This window comes from Schumannella luteola, from assembly GCF_013408685.1.
Classification (GTDB): Bacteria; Actinomycetota; Actinomycetes; order Actinomycetales; family Microbacteriaceae; genus Schumannella; species Schumannella luteola.
The window spans coordinates 3,550,242-3,567,279 of record NZ_JACBZY010000001.1 but is presented as its reverse complement, the minus strand read 5'-3'; the positions used below and the strand labels follow the sequence as shown (position 1 = coordinate 3,567,279).

Genomic DNA, 17,038 nt, shown 5'->3' with positions numbered 1-17,038 from the left:
GGGGCACAGGCGGCTCCACCTAGAATCGAGCCCATGTGTGGAATCGTGGGTTACGTCGGTCCGGGCAGCAGTCTCGACGTCCTGATCGGCGGCCTGCGTCGCCAGGAGTACCGGGGTTACGACTCCGCCGGCGTCGCGATCCTCGACGAGTCGGGCGAGCTGGGGATGCGCAAGCGCGCCGGAAAGCTCAAGACGCTGACCGACGACCTCGACACCACCCCGCTGCCCGACGGCCGCACCGGCATCGGGCACACCCGCTGGGCGACGCACGGCGGGCCGACCGACGTCAACGCGCATCCGCACCTCGCCGACGGCGGGCGCCTCGCGCTCATCCACAACGGCATCATCGAGAACTTCGCCGAGCTGAAGGCCGAGCTGCTCGAGGCCGGCGAGACCTTCCTCAGCGAGACGGACACCGAGGTCGCCGCGCTGCTCGTCGCCCGCGAGTACCGCGAGGTGCGCGACCTGACCGAGGCGCTGCGTCGCGTGGTCGACCGCCTCGAGGGCGCCTTCACCCTGCTGGCCGTGCACGCCGACCAGCCGGGCGTCGTCGTCGGCGCGCGGCGCAACTCGCCGCTGGTGATCGGCCTCGGCGAGGGCGAGAACTTCCTGGGCTCGGATGTGGCGGCCTTCGTCGAGCACACCCGTCACGCGATGGAGATCGGGCAGGACCAGATCGTCACGATCCGCCCCGACAGCGTCGTCGTGACCGACTTCGAGGGCGCCCCGGTCGAGACCCGCGAGTTCGAGATCGCCTGGGACGCCTCCGCCGCCGAGAAGGGCGGCTGGCCGAGCTTCATGAAGAAGGAGATCAGCGAGGAGCCGGAGGCGATCGCGAACACGCTGCGCGGGCGCCTCGTCGACGGCCGCACGGTGATCCCCGAGCTGGAGCCGCTGGAGCCCGTCTTCGCCGACATCGACCGCGTCGTCGTGCTGGCCTGCGGCACCGCCTACTACGCCGGCATGCTCGGCAAGTACGCGATCGAGGCGTGGGCGCGCATCCCCGTGGATGTCGAGCTGTCGCACGAGTTCCGCTACCGCGAGCCGGTGCTGAGCGAGCGCACGCTGGTCGTGTCGGTCAGCCAGTCGGGCGAGACCATGGACACGCTCATGGCCGTCAAGTACGCGAGCGCCGCCGGGGCCCGCACGCTGTCGATCTGCAACGTGCAGGGCGCGACCATCCCGCGCGAGTCGGACGCCATCCTCTACACGCACGCCGGCCCCGAGGTCGCGGTCGCGTCGACGAAGGCCTTCGTCGCGCAGGCGACCGCGCTGTACCTGCTGGCGCTCAAGCTGGGCGAGTCGCGCGGCCTGCTGACGCCGGAGTCGGCCGAGCCGCTCATCGACGAGCTGACGAGCCTGCCCGAGAAGCTGCAGTCGGTCATCGCCGACTCCTCCGAGCGCATCGCCGAGCTGGCGAAGTGGTCGGCCGACACGCAGTCGGTGCTGTTCCTGGGCCGCAATGTCGGCTACCCGATCGCCCTCGAGGGTGCGCTGAAGCTCAAGGAGCTGGCCTACATCCACGCGGAGGGCTTCGCCGCCGGCGAGCTGAAGCACGGCCCGATCGCGCTGATCGAGCCGGGTCAGCTGGTGTTCGTGGTCGTGCCGAGCCCGCGCCACACGGGATCGCTGCACCCGAAGGTGGTCTCGAACATCCAGGAGATCCGCGCCCGCGGCGCCCGCGTGATCGCGATCGCCGAGCTGGGCGACGCGGCCGTGGTGTCGTCGGCCGATGAGGTCATCCGCATCCCGCTCGCCGGCCCGATGTTCGAGCCGCTGCTCGCGGTCGCTCCGCTGCACGTCTTCGGCATGGAGCTCGCCGCCGCGAAGGGCCTCGACGTCGACCAGCCGCGCAACCTGGCCAAGTCGGTCACGGTCGAGTGAGCGTCGCCCGATGCGCTCGGGGCGGCGGATGCGGGCGCGATCGCGTCGGCTCGGTCGCTCCGGTCGGGCGAGTGGCACGATGAGCCTCGTGGATGCGCAGAGCGGGTGCCGTCGATGATCGTCGGCATCGGCGTGGATGTCGTCGATCTGGCGCGCTTCGAGCGCACGATGTCGCGCACGCCGAAGCTCGCCGAGCGCCTGTTCGCTGAGAGCGAACGCGACCGCCCGCTGCGCTCGCTGGCCGCTCGGTTCGCCGCCAAAGAGGCCGTGATGAAGGCGCTGGGGCGCTCGACGGGCATCCGCTGGCACGACATGGTCGTCAACTCCGACGAGCACGGCTCGCCGGGCCTGACCCTCGGCGGCGCCGCGAAGGCGATCGCCGACGAGCTCGGCGTGACATGGCTGCACCTCTCCCTGTCGCACGACGCGGGCGTGGCGATCGCGATGGTCGTGGCCGAGAAGGAGGACCCGCGATGAGCGCGGACAAGCCGAACGCGGACAAGCCGAGCGCGGACAAGCCGAGCGCCGACGAGCCGAGCGCCGACGGCCGCCCGCTGCGCGAGATCCGCATCGACGCCGCCGCGCTGAGCCACAACGTCGCGACGTTGAAGCCGCTCGTCGCTCCGGCGCAGACCATGGTCGTCGTCAAGGCGAACGCCTACGGTCACGGGGCTCTCGTCGCGGCGCGCGCCGCGCTCGAGGGCGGCGCCGACTGGCTCGGCACGGCCGACCTCGACGAGGCGCTCGCGCTGCGCGCCGCCGCCATCCGCGCTCCGCTGCTGGCCTGGCTGCACGGCCCCGCCACCGACTTCCGTCCGGCGGCCGAGGCCGGGGTGGATGTCGGCGTGAGCTCGCTCGATCAGCTCGAGCGCGCGGCGGCGGCCGGCGCCGTCGTGCACCTCAAGTTCGACACCGGACTCAGCCGCAACGGCATCCAGGCGGATGACGCGCCCGCCGTGATCGCGCGCGTCGCCGAGCTGCAGCGCGACGCCGGGCTGCACGTGCGCGGCGTCTTCAGCCACCTCTCCGGAACCACGCCCGAGGAGGATCTCGCGCAGCTCGCGCGCTTCGAGCTGGCCGTCGCCGCGCTCGCCGAGGCGGGGGTGCGCCCCGAGCTGCGTCACCTCGCCGCGAGCGCCGCCGCGATCTCGCTGCCCGCGACCCGCCTCGATCTCGTGCGCCTCGGCATCGCGAGCTACGGCCTCAGCCCCGACCCGCGCGTGCCGGTCGAGCCGCTGGCGCTGCGCCCGGTCATGGAGGTCAGCGCCGGCATCGCGCACGTGAAGCGCGTACCCGCGGGGGAGGGCGTCTCGTACGGCTACATCCACCGCACCACCGCGCCGACGACGCTCGCGCTCGTGCCGCTCGGCTACGCCGACGGGGTGCCGCGATCGGCCTCCGGCGGGGCGCGTGTCGCGATCGGCGGCGTGCAGCATCCGGTCGTCGGCCGCATCGCGATGGACCAGTTCGTCGTGGATGTCGGCGACGCCGCCGTCGCGGTCGGCGATCGCGCCGTGCTCTGGGGCGACCCGGCCACGGGCGCGCCGAGCGCCGAGGACTGGGCGGATGCGGCGGGCACGATCGACTACGAGATCGTCACCCGGGTCGGCGGACGCGCCGAGCGCACGATCGTCGGTGGCCTCGCGTGACCGCGCTCGAGCTCACGATCCCCGACACCTCCGCCATGGAGGAGCTCGGCATCCGCCTCGCCGCGCACCTGCGGGCGGGCGACCTGATCCAGCTCGATGGCGAGCTCGGCGCGGGCAAGACGACGCTGACGCGGGGCATCGGCGAGGGCCTGCGCGTGCGCGGCGCGGTGACGAGCCCGACGTTCGTGCTGGCGCGCACGCATCCGACCGCCGTCGGCGTTCCGCTCGTGCACGTCGACGCCTACCGGCTGTCGAGCGCGCTCGAGCTCGATGATCTCGACATCGACTGGGCCGGATCGATCACGGTCGTCGAGTGGGGCGCCGGCAAGCTCGACGGCGTCAGCGACTCGTGGCTGCGCATCGCGATCGAGCGCCGCACCGGCGCGGCCGCCGACGCCGCGCTCCGTCCGGGCGATGAGGTGGATGCCGACGAGGAGCCCCGGCATGTCGTGATCGAGGGCATCGGGCCGCGCTGGGCCGACCTGCCGCCGCTCGACTGATCTGCCGCTCGACTGATCTGCCGCTCGGCCGACTCGTCGGGCCGGTGGCCTGCCGGAGCGGCTGACGCGCCTGGCGAACCTCCCGCTTGCGCCCGTCGCTCAGTGGTGATGCGCGTGCGCGCTCGGGTCGCCGTAGTGGTCGCGGTGCCGCACCCAGCCGCGGGCGTCCTGCCGGCCGAGCGGGGTCACGTCGAGCAGCATGTGGTAGTTCTGCGCGAGCTCGGTTCCCCGCGCGCAGGCCGAGTACTTGTGCAGCACGCGGTCGCCGTCCCGCAGGAAGGTCGACTGCACGGGCATGTCGAAGGGGGCGTCGCCGCCGACGCCGAAGGGGGCCCAGTTGTACTCCGTCACGCCGCGCGCCGGGTCGATCGTGGCCTGGAAGTCGTCGCTGAAGGCGCTGCCGACGGTCGCGTAGATCGGGCGCTCCCAGCCGAGGCGCTCGCGCATCCGCTCGATCGAGGCGAAGGGCGCTTTCGCGACGAACTGCACGGCGGTGTCGGCGGCGGCGAAGTGCTCCATGCGGCCGAGGCTGTCGTAGAACATCGAGCAGCTCGGGCAGGCCTCGTCGCTGTCGAGCCACATCATGTGATGCACGAACAGCTGGCTGCGGCCCTGGAACAGGTCGAGCAGCCCCACCTCGCCCTCGGGCCCGATGAAGCGGTAGTCGGTCTCGACGAGTTCGAAGGGCAGTTCGCGCAGCGCGCGCAGGGCCCGGTCACGGGCGTGGGTGGCCTCCTTCTCGAGAGCGAGCAGGCGGATGCGCGCCGCGCGCCAGTCGTCGCGGCTCACGACGACGGGGTCTCCGGACGGGGCGTCGAAGGGCGAGACGACATCGGTCACGGCGGTTCCTCCTCGAGGGGATGCCGCGCTCGCGCGGTCGCCGGGCGTCGCCGCCGGACGGGTCGCGCTGCGCGTCACGACAATGTGAACGGCGTCCACATTAGGCGGCTCGCGGGAGCCGGTCAACGGTACGCTCGGGGGATGCTGCTCGCCATCGACACTTCGGCGGGCACGAGCGTCGCCGTCGTCGACGGCCCCGACCGCGTGCTCGCCGAGCGGATCGAGACCGACACCCGCTCGCACGCCGAGAAGGTCGGCACCCTCATCGCCGCGGTGCTCGCCGACGCCGGGATCACCGCGTCCGACGTGGATGCCGTCGCCGCTGGGCTCGGGCCCGGCCCCTTCACCGGACTGCGCGTCGGCATCGCCGCGGCTCGCGCCTTCGCTCTCGGTCGTGGCGTGCCCGTGATCGGGGTGCCGTCACACGCCGCCGTCGCCCTCGACGCCGAGGGATCGGTGATCGTGGTGACGGATGCGCGCCGCCGCGAGCTCGCCTGGACGGCGTTCGCCGCCACGGAGCCCGCTGCGACCGGCATCCCCGTCGCCGTGCGCGGCCCCGAGCTCGTGCGCGCCGACGAGGCCGAGGCGCTGTTCGCGACCCTGACCGCGCCCGGCGCCGCGCTCGCCGGAGCCGTTCGGGTGGACGCGCAGGCCATCCCCGCGGGAGGGCTCGGCCTGCTCGCCGCGCGCCTGCGGGCCGCCGGCGCCGCGAGCTCCGTGCTCGAGCCGCTCTACCTGCGACCCCCGGATGTGACGCTGTCGGCGGGACCGAAGCGGGTCACGGCGTGAACGCGCCGGCTGGCTCGGCTGCGTCGACCCCGACCGATCCCGGATCGCCGCCGGACGGGGTGCGCATCCGCCGTGCGACCCTCGCCGACCTCGACGAGCTCATGGCGCTCGAGCACGAGATCTTCGCCGACGACCCGTGGCCGCGGTCGGCCATGCGCAGCGAGCTCGCTTCGCCGCACACCTTCTATCTCGTCGCGGAGCGCGACGGCGCCCGACCGGCCGGCGACGTGGCCGCAGCCGGGGTCGCGGCAGCGGCGGGATCCGCCGGGCCGGTCGCCGCGGGACCGGTCGGGGCCGAGGCGGTCGCCGCGGCGACCCCGCGCCCGAGCGGGGAGCCCGTTCACGTCGTCGGCTACGCCGGGCTCTCCGCCCCCTCGGCCTCCGACCAGGGCGACGTGCAGAACATCGCGGTGGTCCCCGAGGCGCGGGGCACGGGCCTCGGTCGCCACCTGCTGCGTCGCCTGCTCGTCGAGGCGCGCCTGCGCGGCCTCGACGACGTGCTGCTTGAGGTGCGCATCGACAACGCGCCCGCGCAGAGCCTCTACCTCGCCGAGGGATTCGAGCAGATCGCGATCCGCCCCCGCTACTACCGCGGCGCGATCGACGCGGTGATCATGCGCCGGCCGCTCGCCGCATCCGCCCCCGCCGACCCGACCGAGGAGGTCGCCCCGTGACCGCCGAACCGCTCGTGCTCGGAATCGAGACCAGCTGCGACGAGACCGGCGTCGGCATCGTGCGCGGCCGCACGCTGCTCGCCAACGTGATCGCCTCGTCGATGGACGAGCACGCCCGCTACGGCGGCGTGGTGCCCGAGGTCGCCGCCCGCGCCCATCTCGAGGCCATCGAGCCGACGCTGCACGCGGCCCTCGACGAAGCCGGGGTGACCCTCGACGAGCTGGATGCGATCGCCGTCACGAGCGGGCCGGGTCTCGCCGGTGCGCTCATGGTCGGGATCGGCGCCGCGAAGGGGCTCGCGCTCGCGACCGGCAAGCCGCTCTACGGCGTGAACCACCTGGTCGGCCACGTCGGGGCCGACCTGCTGCGACCGCCGGCGCGCGTTGAGGCCGACTTCGGCGCGGCCGTGGCCGCCCCCGACGACCGCGGCGAGCTCGAACTGCCCACGATCGCGCTGCTCGTCAGCGGCGGCCACACGAGCCTGCTGCTCGTGCGCGACCTCATCGACGACGTCGAGCTGCTCGGCGAGACGATCGACGACGCGGCCGGCGAGGCCTTCGACAAGGTCGCCCGCCTGCTCGGCCTGCCCTACCCGGGCGGCCCGCAGATCGATCGCGCCGCCGCGAGCGGTGATCCGCGCGCCATCCGTTTCCCCCGCGGGCTCACCGCGCCGAAAGACCGCGAGCGCCACCGCTTCGACTTCTCCTTCTCGGGTCTCAAGACGGCCGTGGCCCGCACGGTCGAGGCGGCCCGCGACCGCGGCGACGAGGTGCCGACGGCGGATGTGGCTGCTTCCTTCCGCGAGGCCGTCGCCGATGTGCTCATCACCAAGGCGCTCGACGCCTGCGCCGAGCACGGCGTGCCGCGGCTGCTGCTCGGCGGGGGCGTCGTCGCGAACGCGCGCATCCGCGGCCTCGCCGAGGAGCGCTGCGCCGCCGCGGGGGTCGCGCTGCGCATCCCGCCGCTCTCGCTGTGCACCGACAACGGCGCCATGATCGCGAGCGTCGGCGCCCAGCTCGTCGCCGCCGGGCGCGCTCCCTCGCCGCTCGACTTCGCCGCCGACTCCACGCTGCCGGTCACCGAGGTGCAGGCGGTCTGAGGTCGCCGACCGGGCCGACGCGCGACGGCGCGGGGATGAACTCCTGAACACATCTCGAAACATCCGGCCCGGCGCGTTGACACGCATTCAGGGCTTTGACAGTCTGTTGTGCGCTGACGACTCACCTATCTAGGAGCCGAAATGACCGCAACCCCTCCTCCCGCCCAGCCCACCGGTTACACCCCGGCGCCGGCGGCGAAGACCAACACGCTGGCGATCGTCGGCCTCATCCTCGCGATCGTCGTGCCGGTGGTGGGCCTCATCATCAGCATCATCGCCAACAACCAGATCAAGCAGACCGGTGAGGGCGGCGCCGGCCTGGCGAAGGCCGGCATCATCGTCGGCATCATCTTCACGATCCTCGGCGTGATCGGCATCATCGCCAACATCGCGCTGCTGGGCGCAGCGACCACCTACGGTTCCTGATCGCCTGACGACGATGCCCCGGCCGTGACGCCGGGGCATCGTCGTCTGCCACCGCCAGAGAATGAATAGAGTCATCGCATGAGCGACATCCCTCCTCCTCCCTCGTCGCCGGCCGGCGGCAACCCCTACGGCCAGCAGCCGCAGCAGCCGCAGCAGCCCTACGGGCAGCAGCCGCAGCAGCCGTACGGCCAGCAGCCGCAGCAGCCTTACGGGCAGCAGCCCTACGGTCAGCCGGCCCAGCCCTACGGCCAGCCCGCCCCGCAGGCGTACGCGAACCCCGGTTCGCAGTACGGCGGATACCAGCCGGTGCAGGCGCAGGGCACCAACACCCTCGCGATCATCTCGCTCGTGCTGGCCTTCGTCGTCTCGCTCGGCGCCGTCATCACGGGCCACATCGCGCTCGGTCAGATCAAGCGCACGGGTGAGGGCGGCCGCGGCCTGGCCCTCGCCGGCCTGATCATCGGCTACGCGGGCATCGCCTTCGGCCTGATCTACATCGTGATCCTGATCATCATCGGCATCGCGGGCGCGAGTTCGGCGGCGTACTACGACTACTGAGTCGCCGCGTCACTGACGCGACGACGGGGTCGGCCTCTCGGGGCCGACCCTTCGTCGTCTCCGGGCGCCGGCCGGGGGTCGCCGTTCCCCGTCAGGCGCGCTCGGCGAGCAGCGCCACCCGCTTCCCAGCGCGACGCGTGAGCACGAGGGTGGCGGAGGCGGCGCCGCTGAGCGCGAGCCGCTTGCGCAGCTGCGCCGGATCGACGTCGACCCCGCGCTTCTTGATCTCGAGCGTGCCGATCCCGCGCTCGCGCAGCGCCCGCTTCAGCTTCTTCTCGTCGACGGGCAGCTCGTCGACCACGCGGAAGCGCTGCGCGAAGGGGGTGTCGATCGCGGTGTCGGCGGTGATCCAGGCGATGGTCTCGTCGAGCATCCGCCCGTCCAGCTGCCTCGCGAGGTCGCCGATCAGCCGGGCGCGGATGACGGCGCCGTCGGGTTCGTAGAGCCACTCGCCCTGCTCTCCGGGCTCGGCGTCCGCGCTGTCGGCCTCCGCGACGAGCTCGGCGGCGCCGTGCGGGCCGAGCACGAGCGCCGCACGGCCGACGCCCGGCCGGGCCAGCGCGCCCGACCAGAGCACGAGCTCGACGACCTCGCGGTCGGCCGAGATCCACTGGGCCTCGAAGCCCTCCGGCAGCAGGCCGCGGTCGACGCCGGGGCCGAGCTTGATGCCGACGGGGATGCGGCGGCCGAGCTCGAAGCAGAAGTCGAGCGAGGGCTCCCAGTCGCCGGGGTCGTCGAGGCGGCGGCCGGCGCTGCGGCGGGCCGGATCGAGCCAGGCGGCATCCACCTCGCTCAGGTCGACGGCGGTGGCGTCGGCGCACTCGACCCGGGCGCGCGGGAACGGCGCCAGGTTGTAGGCGGCGAGGGCGGCGGTCGGCTCGTCGCGCTCGACCGCCAGCACGGCGAGATCCAGTCCGGCGAGCGCCAGGGCGTCCGCGCCGATGCCGCAGCCGAGGTCGGCGACGCGGTCGAGGCCGGCGGCCGCGAAGCGGCCCGCGTGCAGGGACGCCACGGCCAGTCGCGTCGACTGCTCGAGCCCGGCCTCGGTGAACAGCATCCGGTCGGCGAAGGGCCCGAACTTCGCGCGGGCGCGGCGCCGCAGCCGGGCCTGCGACAGCACCGCCGCGACGCGCGCGGGGGAGTGACCAACCGCGCGCAGGCGGGAGACGGCGGCGACCGCGTCGCCGAGGGAGTCGGGATCGAGGTCGTCGAGCAGGGCCAGGCTCTCCGGGGTGAGCAGCTCGTGCAGCTCGGCCGTGTCCATCCCGCAACCCTATTCGGCGGGCCGACTGCGCATTGCGTCCCGCGTCGCGCCGTTGGCACTCGCATTGAACGACTGCTAACGACGCGCTATGGTGTCTTTGGCACTCTCGAACGGAGTGTGCCAACGGACTTCAACGAAAGAAGAGGGTCAGAGTGTCGGTCGCAATCAAGCCGCTCGAAGATCGCATCGTCATCCGCCAGGTCGAGGCGGAGCAGGTCACCGCGTCGGGCCTCGTGATCCCCGACACCGCCAAGGAGAAGCCGCAGGAGGGCGAGGTCGTGGCTGTCGGCCCCGGTCGCGTCGACGACAACGGCAACCGCGTCCCGGTCGACGTGGCCGTGGGCGACAAGGTCATCTACTCCAAGTACGGCGGCACCGAGGTCAAGTTCGGCGGCGAGGACCTGCTGGTGCTCTCGGCGCGCGACGTGCTCGCGGTCGTCGAGCGCTGACCCGCGTTCTTCCGCTTTCCGAAGGGCCCTGCCGCATCGCGCGGCGGGGCCCTTCGTCGTCCCGCTAGGCTCGCGCGGTGACCGAGCCCCGCACCGATTCCTCACCGCGCTTCGGCTCCGGGCTCGCCTTCGCCGGCAGCGCCTACTTCCTCTGGGGGCTGCTGCCGGGCTACTTCGTGCTGCTCGCCCCGATCGGGCCCTTCGAGCTGATCCCGTGGCGCATCCTCTTCTCACTTCTCGTCTGCGTCGTGCTCGTCACCGTCGTGCGCGGCTGGCGCTCGCTCGGCCGCCTGCTGCGCGACCGGGGAGCGATGCTCGCGCTGCTCGGCGCGGCGGTCGTGATCTACGTCAACTGGCAGGTCTTCGTGGTCGCGGCGCTCGGCGGCCAGGTGCTGCAGGCCTCGCTGGGCTACTTCATCAACCCGCTCGTCACCGTGCTCTTCGGCGTCGTGTTCCTGCGCGAGCGGCTGCGGCCCGCGCAGTGGGTCGCGGTCGGCATCTCGGTCGTCGCGATCGCGGTCATCGCGATCGGCTACGGCAGCGTGCCCTGGATCTCGCTGATCCTCGCGCTGAGCTTCGGCACCTACGGCTTCATCAAGAAGCGGGTCGGGCACCGGGTGGATGCGATCGGCGGCCTCACGGTCGAGACCGCCTGGCTGATGCCGGTCGCCCTCGTGCAGCTCCTCGTCGTCGGCTCGATCACGGGCCTCGACTTCGGCCACCACGGCGCCGTGCACACGACCCTCGTCGCGCTCTCGGGCATCGCCACCGCCGCACCGCTGCTGCTCTTCTCGGCGGCCGCGCGCCGGCTTCCGCTCGTCGCGCTCGGCCTCACCCAGTACCTCGCGCCGATCCTGCAGTTCATCACCGGCGTCGTGCTGCTGCACGAGCAGATCGACCTCGAGCGCTGGATCGGATTCGGCCTCGTCTGGCTCGCCCTGATCGTGCTCAGCGCCGACGCGCTGACGGCGGCCGGCTCCGCACGCCGACAGCGTCGCGCCCTCGCCTGATCAGGCGTTACAGGGCTGTAACACCGGCTTATTGTCTCCGCCTCACGGGGCGGTTACTTTTGCACCCACGCAAGGGTGCGTCTGCACCTGAAGCTTTCCCTGCACATCACCTTCAAGGAGCAACATGGGTGCCCTTTCACGCCCCACGTCTTCCCGCTCGATCCGGGCGGTTCTCGGCAGCGTCGCGCTGCTCGGAGCCACCGCGCTCGTGCTCTCCGGCTGCGCCACCGGCGGCAGCGGCGGCGACAGCGGCTCGGGCGGCGACCTCGATCTGAAGATCGGCTCGCTGCTTCCGACCACCGGAACCCTCGCCGTGCTCGGGCCGCCCGAGATCGCGGGCGTCCAGGCCGCCGTCGACGACATCAACGCCGCCAAGGCCGGCATCAAGATCTCGACCACGCAGAAGGACTCGGGCGACACCTCGACCGACATCGCGACGCAGTCGACGAAGTCGCTGCTCGCCAGCGGCGTCTCGGCGATCGTCGGCGCGGCCTCCTCGGGCGTCTCGCTCTCGGTCATCGACCAGATCACGCAGGCCGGTGTCGTGCAGATCTCGCCGGCGAACACCTCGCCCGCCTTCTCGACCTACAAGGACGACGGCTACTACTTCCGCACCGCTCCCTCGGACGTGCTGCAGGGCCAGGTCGTCGCCCAGAAGATCGTCTCCGACGGCGCCACCAAGGTCTCGGTGCTCTACGGCAACAACGACTACGGCATCGGCCTCGACAACTCCGTGAAGAAGTACTTCGAGGAGAACGGCATCGAGCTCGCCGCCAACGTCACCTTCGATGAGGGCGCCAGCGACTTCACCTCGTCGGTGACCACGGCTCTCGCGCCGAACCCCGACGCACTGCTCGTGATCAGCTACGACGAGATCAAGGTCATCGCCGAGCAGCTCAAGGGCCAGGGCTTCGACTTCAAGAAGCTCTACGGCGTCGACGGCAACTACGGCGTCATCGACGAGAAGTACACCAACGTCGACATCGCCGGTGCGCAGTTCACCAACCCGGGTGTGAAGGCGAGCGACGACTTCGCGGCCAAGCTCGACAAGGCCGCGGGCGAGAAGCTCTCGGTGTTCACCTACGGCCCCGAGTCGTACGACGCCACGGTGCTCATCGCGCTGGCCGCGCTGCAGGGCAAGGCGACGGACGGCAAGACCATCCGCGACAACCTGCAGTCGGTCTCCGAGGGCGGCGAGAAGTGCAAGTCGTTCGCCGACTGCGCGAAGCTGCTCAAGGACGGCAAGGACATCGACTACGAAGGTCAGTCGGGCCCCATCTCGTTCGACAAGAACGGCGACCCGTCGCAGGCCTACGTCTCGGTGTGGAAGTACACGACCGGCAACAAGACCGAGTACCAGGACGCCGTCTTCGGCGACCTGACCAAGAAGTGAGGTCACGCGGTCTCTGACCGCGATCTCGAGGGGGCTCGGCCGGCAGGCCGGGCCCCCTTCTTCGTGTTCGAGCCGGGCGGCGAGCGGTGTGGCCAGCGGGATGGGCGCGCTGCGTGGCCGGCGGGCGTCAGAGGCGCTGGGTATCCCATCGAAGCCCATCGCCGAGCGCGGTCCTGTCGCCTGCTCGGCGGGTGCACTGCCGCCCGCACACAGAAGAGGGGCCCCGGATGCGCATCCGGGGCCCCTCGTGGCGTTCTGGCGGGCGATCAGTCCTCGGTCGCGGCCTCGGCCGGCTTCGCGGTCTCAGCGGCCGGAGCGGGCTTCGCGGCGGCGGCCTTCGCCTTCTCCTGATCGGCCGCGAGGGTGCCGAGGTACAGCTCGATCACCTTCGGGTCGTTCATCAGCTCGCGGCCCGGGCCCGAGTAGGCGTCGCGGCCCTGGTCGAGCACGTAGCCGCGGTCGCAGATCTGCAGCGCGCGGCGCGCGTTCTGCTCGACGAGCAGAACCGAGACGCCGGCGCGGTTGATCTGCGACACGTTGATGAAGGTCTCGTCCTGACGCACGGGCGAGAGGCCCGCGCTCGGCTCGTCCAGCAGCAGCACGCTCGGATCCATCATCAGCGCCCGCGACATCGCCACCATCTGGCGCTCGCCGCCCGACAGCGAGCCGGCGCGCGTCTGCAGACGCTTCGACAGCTCCGGGAACAGCGCCGTGATGAACTCCAGCCGCTCGGAGTAGATCTTCGGCTTCTGGTAGAGACCCATCTGCAGGTTCTCGGCGATCGTCAGCGACGGGAACACGTTGTTCGTCTGCGGCACCATGCCGACGCCGCGGCTGACGAGCTTGTCGGCCTTCAGCCCGGTGATGTCCTGACCGGCGAGCGTCACCGATCCGCCGCGGATGTTCACCTGCCCGAAGATCGCCTTGAGCAGGGTCGACTTGCCGGCGCCGTTCGGGCCGATGATGCCCACCAGCTCGCCCTTGCCGACCGTGACCGAGCATCCGTTGAGGATGTTCACGCCGGGCAGGTACCCCGCGACGAGGTCGGTGGTCTTGAGCACCGTCTCCAGCTCAGCGGCCATCGGCGGCCTCCTCTTCGATCTCTTCCTCGATCTCCTGCTTGATGAGATCCGACTCCATGTCCTTCGCGATCTCCTGCTGCCCGCGCACGTCACCGAGGTCGGTGTCGTGGTGGGCCCCGAGGTACGCCTCGACGACCGCGGGGTCGTCCATGACGGTGTCGGGGGAGCCCTCGGCGACGACCTTGCCCTCGGCCATGACGATGACCCAGTCGGCGATCTCGCGCACGACGTGCATGTCGTGCTCGACGAACAGCACCGTCATCCCCTCCTCCTTGAGGGCGAGGATGTGACCCAGCAGCGACTGCGTCAGCGCCGGGTTCACGCCGGCCATCGGCTCGTCGAGCATGACCATCTTCGGGTCGCTCATGAGCGCGCGCGCCATCTCGAGCAGCTTGCGCTGGCCGCCCGACAGGGCGCCGGCGAAGTCCTCGCGCTTGGCGTCGAGCTTGAACTTCTTCAGCAGGTCGTCGGCCTTCGCCGTCAGATCCTCCTCGCGCGCGCGCCAGGTGGAGGGGATCAGCGACGTGAGGAACCGCTCGCCCGGGCGCTGGGGTGCGCCGAGCAGCATGTTGTCGATCACACTGAGCAGGTTGAGGGCCTTCGTCAGCTGGAAGGTGCGCACCATCCCGCGACGGGCGACCTTGTGCGCGGGCACGCCGTACTGCTGCTGCCCGAGGAACGTCCAGCGGCCCTCGTTCGGCTTGTCGAATCCGGTGAGCAGGTTGAAGAACGTCGTCTTGCCGGCGCCGTTCGGCCCGATGAGCGCGGTGATCGCGTTCGCCGGGATCTCCACGTGGTCGACGTCCACCGCGGTGAAGCCGCCGAAGCTGCGGGTGATGCCGTCGGCGACGACGATCGGGTTCTTCTTCGGCACACCCGGGGCGACCGGCCCCGCGATGAGCTCGTTCACATCCGTCTTAGGCACGGAAGAACACCTCGGCCTTCTTGCCCAGGATGCCCTGGGGTCGGAATATCACGAGCAGCATGAGCGCGACGCCGACGATGATGAATCGGATCGGGCCCTGCTGGGTGCTCGAGATGGGAAGGATGTTGTTGGTCACGGCGAGGCTGAGCAGCCCGTCGGAGAGCGACAGCACGACCCAGAAGATCGCGGCGCCGAGCAGCGGGCCGAAGATCGTGGTCGCGCCGCCGAGCAGCATGATCGTGTAGAGGAAGAACGTCAGCTGCGTGCCGTAGTTATCCGGCTGCAGGGAGCGCGGCAGGATGAACAGCGCACCGGCGAGACCGCCGAGCACACCGCCCAGCACGAGCGCCTGCATCTTGTAGCTGAAGACGTTCTTGCCGAGGGCGCGCACCGCATCCTCGTCTTCGCGGATGCCCTTGACGATGCGGCCCCAGGGGCTGCGCATCAGGGCCCAGACGAGCAGGCAGGCGAGCAGCACGAGAGCCCAGCCGACGATCGACGACCAGAGGTCCGCGGCGCTCATGTGCAGCGGTCCGAGGTACTGGCCGTTCGGGATCGGGTTGAGATCCTGGAACGACTCGGCGCCGCCGTTGAGGCCCGTCGCGCCGCCGGTGATGCCGGTGAGCTCGGGTGTCTTGACCGAGAGGCGCACGATCTCCGCCGCCGCGATCGTGACGATCGACAGGTAGTCGGCCCTCAGTCGCAGCGTCGGGAGTCCGAGCAGGAACGCGAAGATCACGCTGCACACGACGGTCGCGAGGATCGCGAACGGCAGCGGCCAGTGGAACTGCAGGCTGGTCACGACGAAGGCGTAGCCGCCGATCGCCATGAAGCCGGCCTGACCGAAGTTCACCAGGCCGGTGAAGCCGAAGTGCACCACGAGTCCGATGGTCGCGAGCGCGTAGGCCGCGGTGGTCGGCGAGATCGCCTCGCCGAAGGCCAGGGGGATGAAGTTGAAGTCCACGGTCGTCCTCCTAGCCGATCCGCTCGCGGCGACCGAGGATGCCCTGCGGGCGAACCAGCAGGATCACGATCATGACGGCCAGGGCCGCCACGTACTTGAGGTTGTCGGGGATGAACAGCGTCGACAGGTTCATGAAGACGCTGATGACCATCGATCCGACGAGCGCCCCGAAGGCCGAGCCGAGACCGCCGAGGGTCACGGCCGCGAAGATCAGCAGCAGGATCTGGCTTCCCGTGTCCCAGCGCAGCGACTGGTAGTAGGCGATCAGCACGCCGGAGAGGCCGGCGAGCGCACCGCCGCCGATCCAGATCCAGCGGATGACGCCATCCACGTCGATTCCGGATGCCGCGGCCAGCGAGCGGTTGTCGGAGACCGCGCGGGCGGCCTTGCCGAGTCGGGTGCGCAGCATGACCCAGGCCACCAGCAGCAGCACGACCAGCGCCACGACCGCGCCCATCACATCCGTGAAGCGCAGGCTGACCGAGCCGATCCTGAGGAACGGCGACGGGTCGTTCGGCAGCGTCAGTCGGTCGGCGCCGAAGAAGAAGCTGTAGACGTAGCGGGTCGCGAGGGCGAGGCCGATGCTGACGATCATCAGCGGCACGAGGCCCACGCCGCGCTTGCGCAGCGGGCGCCACAGCACCGTGTCCTGCACGAAGCCGTACAGGCCTCCGAGCAGCACCGCGGCGATGATGCCGACGAAGCCGGGCAGCCCGAGGATGCTCGAGAACAGATAGCCCATCAGCGCGCCGAAGGTGACCAGCTCGCCGTGGGCGAAGTTGTTCAGTCCGGTGGTGCCGTAGATCAGCGAGACGCCGATCGAGGCGAGCGCGAGCAGCAGGCCGTAGATGATGCCGGTCACGATCTTCGAGGCCACGAGGCCGCCGGTGATGCCGGCGCCTCCCGAGCTCGCACCGCTGGAGCCGCTCGAGCCGGCGCCCGCCGAGGGGCTGGCCGAGTCGCTCGGCGTCGTGCCGCCTCCGCCGCTGCCGGCGGCGGTCGTGAACAGGAAGTTCGCCGGCACGTTCTTGTTGGTGCTCTGCACCGCGACGGTGCGCGGGTTCTGCGCGGCCGGGATGGATCCGATCTCGGGCGGAGCCGTCGAGTCGTCGACCGTGATCGTGTAGTCGCCCGGCCCGGGCAGGCCGACGAGCACGCGGCCGTCGGCATCGGTGGTGAACGTCTCGTCGAAGCCCTTCCCCTTCACCTCCACCGAGATGTCGGGCACGGGCGCCTTCGTGGCGACGTCGCGCAGCCAGATCGAGATGCTCTCGTCGGCGGTGCTGGGGTCGATGGGATCGGCCGAGGCGGAGAGCGGCGCGGCGATCGGGAGGACGGCCACGAGCGCTGCGAACGCCATGCCGATCAATCCGATGCCGACGGCGCGTCGTCGCCGGGGCTCGACAGGGAGAATTCCCACTTCGATTGCCTCCTGAGTGCAGGTCGGGGGCTGGGTGGATGCCTCGCATCCAACGGCGAAGTTAACCCGTGGATGTGTCGGACGTGTTTCGACGGTGAATCACGTAGGGAC

18 protein-coding genes are annotated in these 17,038 nt (G+C 71.2%); 12 read left to right on the top strand and 6 right to left on the bottom strand.

Going from position 1 to position 17,038, the window contains the following annotated elements:
- Nucleotides 1-33 precede the first annotated feature (33 nt).
- The 4 genes from glmS (at nucleotide 34) to tsaE (ending at nucleotide 4,033) form a co-directional block, all read left to right on the top strand.
- Complete coding sequence (gene glmS, locus BJ979_RS16365; RefSeq protein WP_179569562.1) at nucleotides 34-1,884, top strand: glutamine--fructose-6-phosphate transaminase (isomerizing); 1,851 nt, start codon at nucleotides 34-36, stop codon at nucleotides 1,882-1,884.
- A 114-nt stretch (nucleotides 1,885-1,998) separates the two neighbouring features.
- A complete protein-coding gene (locus tag BJ979_RS16360) occupies nucleotides 1,999-2,361 on the top strand; it encodes a holo-ACP synthase (protein WP_179569560.1) in 363 nt (120 codons plus the stop codon).
- A complete protein-coding gene (gene alr, locus BJ979_RS16355; RefSeq protein ID WP_179569558.1) occupies nucleotides 2,358-3,533 on the top strand; it encodes an alanine racemase in 1,176 nt (391 codons plus the stop codon). The genes BJ979_RS16360 and alr overlap by 4 nt, the downstream gene beginning before the upstream one ends.
- A gap of 35 nt (nucleotides 3,534-3,568) precedes the next feature.
- Nucleotides 3,569-4,033 carry a tRNA (adenosine(37)-N6)-threonylcarbamoyltransferase complex ATPase subunit type 1 TsaE gene (gene tsaE / locus BJ979_RS16350; RefSeq protein ID WP_179570487.1) on the top strand — a complete coding sequence of 155 codons (465 nt, stop codon included), beginning with the start codon at nucleotides 3,569-3,571 and terminating at the stop codon, nucleotides 4,031-4,033.
- Between the two features lie 99 nt (nucleotides 4,034-4,132).
- Here tsaE and BJ979_RS16345 read toward each other — a convergent pair whose 3' ends face one another.
- Nucleotides 4,133-4,873, bottom strand: coding sequence for a DUF899 family protein (locus BJ979_RS16345; RefSeq protein WP_179569556.1), 741 nt, complete (start codon nucleotides 4,871-4,873; stop codon nucleotides 4,133-4,135).
- A 141-nt stretch (nucleotides 4,874-5,014) separates the two neighbouring features.
- On the opposite strand from BJ979_RS16345, the gene tsaB reads away from it, so the two are divergent.
- The 5 genes from tsaB to BJ979_RS16320 all read left to right on the top strand — a co-directional run bounded on the left by tsaB (nucleotide 5,015) and on the right by BJ979_RS16320 (nucleotide 8,420).
- Nucleotides 5,015-5,662 (top strand): tRNA (adenosine(37)-N6)-threonylcarbamoyltransferase complex dimerization subunit type 1 TsaB, encoded by a 648-nt coding sequence (gene tsaB / locus BJ979_RS16340; protein WP_179569554.1) that lies wholly within the window; start codon nucleotides 5,015-5,017, stop codon nucleotides 5,660-5,662.
- Nucleotides 5,659-6,336, top strand: coding sequence for a GNAT family N-acetyltransferase (locus tag BJ979_RS16335; protein ID WP_343046743.1), 678 nt, complete (start codon nucleotides 5,659-5,661; stop codon nucleotides 6,334-6,336). The genes tsaB and BJ979_RS16335 overlap by 4 nt, the downstream gene beginning before the upstream one ends.
- Nucleotides 6,333-7,436, top strand: a complete 1,104-nt coding sequence (gene tsaD / locus BJ979_RS16330; RefSeq protein WP_343046742.1) for a tRNA (adenosine(37)-N6)-threonylcarbamoyltransferase complex transferase subunit TsaD — start codon at nucleotides 6,333-6,335, stop codon at nucleotides 7,434-7,436. The genes BJ979_RS16335 and tsaD overlap by 4 nt, the downstream gene beginning before the upstream one ends.
- A gap of 141 nt (nucleotides 7,437-7,577) precedes the next feature.
- Nucleotides 7,578-7,862: a DUF4190 domain-containing protein gene (locus tag BJ979_RS16325; protein WP_179569552.1), complete on the top strand. Its 285-nt coding sequence runs from the start codon at nucleotides 7,578-7,580 to the stop codon at nucleotides 7,860-7,862.
- 78 nt (nucleotides 7,863-7,940) lie between these two features.
- Nucleotides 7,941-8,420, top strand: coding sequence for a DUF4190 domain-containing protein (locus tag BJ979_RS16320; RefSeq protein ID WP_179569550.1), 480 nt, complete (start codon nucleotides 7,941-7,943; stop codon nucleotides 8,418-8,420).
- Nucleotides 8,421-8,511: 91 nt separating this feature from the next.
- On the opposite strand, the gene BJ979_RS16315 is transcribed toward BJ979_RS16320, so the two are convergent.
- Entirely contained in the window at nucleotides 8,512-9,684 is a 1,173-nt protein-coding gene (locus BJ979_RS16315) for a THUMP-like domain-containing protein (protein WP_179569548.1), read from the bottom strand.
- A 152-nt stretch (nucleotides 9,685-9,836) separates the two neighbouring features.
- Between BJ979_RS16315 and groES the strand changes: the two genes are divergently transcribed.
- The 3 genes from groES to BJ979_RS16300 all read left to right on the top strand — a co-directional run bounded on the left by groES (nucleotide 9,837) and on the right by BJ979_RS16300 (nucleotide 12,536).
- On the top strand, nucleotides 9,837-10,133 hold the full coding sequence (gene groES, locus BJ979_RS16310; protein WP_141164352.1) for a co-chaperone GroES: 297 nt from the start codon (nucleotides 9,837-9,839) through the stop codon (nucleotides 10,131-10,133).
- 77 nt (nucleotides 10,134-10,210) lie between these two features.
- A complete protein-coding gene (gene rarD, locus BJ979_RS16305) occupies nucleotides 10,211-11,143 on the top strand; it encodes an EamA family transporter RarD (RefSeq protein ID WP_179569546.1) in 933 nt (310 codons plus the stop codon).
- A gap of 124 nt (nucleotides 11,144-11,267) precedes the next feature.
- Nucleotides 11,268-12,536, top strand: coding sequence for an ABC transporter substrate-binding protein (locus BJ979_RS16300; protein WP_179569544.1), 1,269 nt, complete (start codon nucleotides 11,268-11,270; stop codon nucleotides 12,534-12,536).
- 266 nt (nucleotides 12,537-12,802) lie between these two features.
- Here the strand turns inward: BJ979_RS16300 and BJ979_RS16295 are convergent, their stop codons facing one another.
- The 4 genes from BJ979_RS16295 to BJ979_RS16280 are packed head-to-tail and all read right to left on the bottom strand — an operon-like array spanning nucleotide 12,803 to nucleotide 16,867.
- On the bottom strand, nucleotides 12,803-13,618 hold the full coding sequence (locus BJ979_RS16295) for an ABC transporter ATP-binding protein (RefSeq protein ID WP_179569542.1): 816 nt from the start codon (nucleotides 13,616-13,618) through the stop codon (nucleotides 12,803-12,805).
- Nucleotides 13,608-14,543, bottom strand: coding sequence for an ABC transporter ATP-binding protein (locus BJ979_RS16290; RefSeq protein WP_179569540.1), 936 nt, complete (start codon nucleotides 14,541-14,543; stop codon nucleotides 13,608-13,610). The genes BJ979_RS16295 and BJ979_RS16290 overlap by 11 nt, the downstream gene beginning before the upstream one ends.
- Entirely contained in the window at nucleotides 14,536-15,507 is a 972-nt protein-coding gene (locus BJ979_RS16285; RefSeq protein WP_179569538.1) for a branched-chain amino acid ABC transporter permease, read from the bottom strand. The genes BJ979_RS16290 and BJ979_RS16285 overlap by 8 nt, the downstream gene beginning before the upstream one ends.
- A gap of 10 nt (nucleotides 15,508-15,517) precedes the next feature.
- Entirely contained in the window at nucleotides 15,518-16,867 is a 1,350-nt protein-coding gene (locus BJ979_RS16280) for a branched-chain amino acid ABC transporter permease (protein WP_179569536.1), read from the bottom strand.
- Between the last annotated feature and the right edge of the window lie 171 nt (nucleotides 16,868-17,038).

Coding starts and splice junctions, on each gene's coding strand:
- glmS (WP_179569562.1), top strand. CDS start 34: ATGTGTGGAATCGTGGGTTACGTCGGTCCGGGCAGCAGTCTCGACGTC.
- BJ979_RS16360 (WP_179569560.1), top strand. CDS start 1,999: ATGATCGTCGGCATCGGCGTGGATGTCGTCGATCTGGCGCGCTTCGAG.
- alr (WP_179569558.1), top strand. CDS start 2,358: ATGAGCGCGGACAAGCCGAACGCGGACAAGCCGAGCGCGGACAAGCCG.
- tsaE (WP_179570487.1), top strand. CDS start 3,569: ATGGAGGAGCTCGGCATCCGCCTCGCCGCGCACCTGCGGGCGGGCGAC.
- tsaB (WP_179569554.1), top strand. CDS start 5,015: ATGCTGCTCGCCATCGACACTTCGGCGGGCACGAGCGTCGCCGTCGTC.
- BJ979_RS16325 (WP_179569552.1), top strand. CDS start 7,578: ATGACCGCAACCCCTCCTCCCGCCCAGCCCACCGGTTACACCCCGGCG.
- BJ979_RS16320 (WP_179569550.1), top strand. CDS start 7,941: ATGAGCGACATCCCTCCTCCTCCCTCGTCGCCGGCCGGCGGCAACCCC.
- BJ979_RS16315 (WP_179569548.1), bottom strand. CDS start 9,684: ATGGACACGGCCGAGCTGCACGAGCTGCTCACCCCGGAGAGCCTGGCC.
- BJ979_RS16300 (WP_179569544.1), top strand. CDS start 11,268: ATGGGTGCCCTTTCACGCCCCACGTCTTCCCGCTCGATCCGGGCGGTT.
- BJ979_RS16295 (WP_179569542.1), bottom strand. CDS start 13,618: ATGGCCGCTGAGCTGGAGACGGTGCTCAAGACCACCGACCTCGTCGCG.
- BJ979_RS16280 (WP_179569536.1), bottom strand. CDS start 16,867: ATGGCGTTCGCAGCGCTCGTGGCCGTCCTCCCGATCGCCGCGCCGCTC.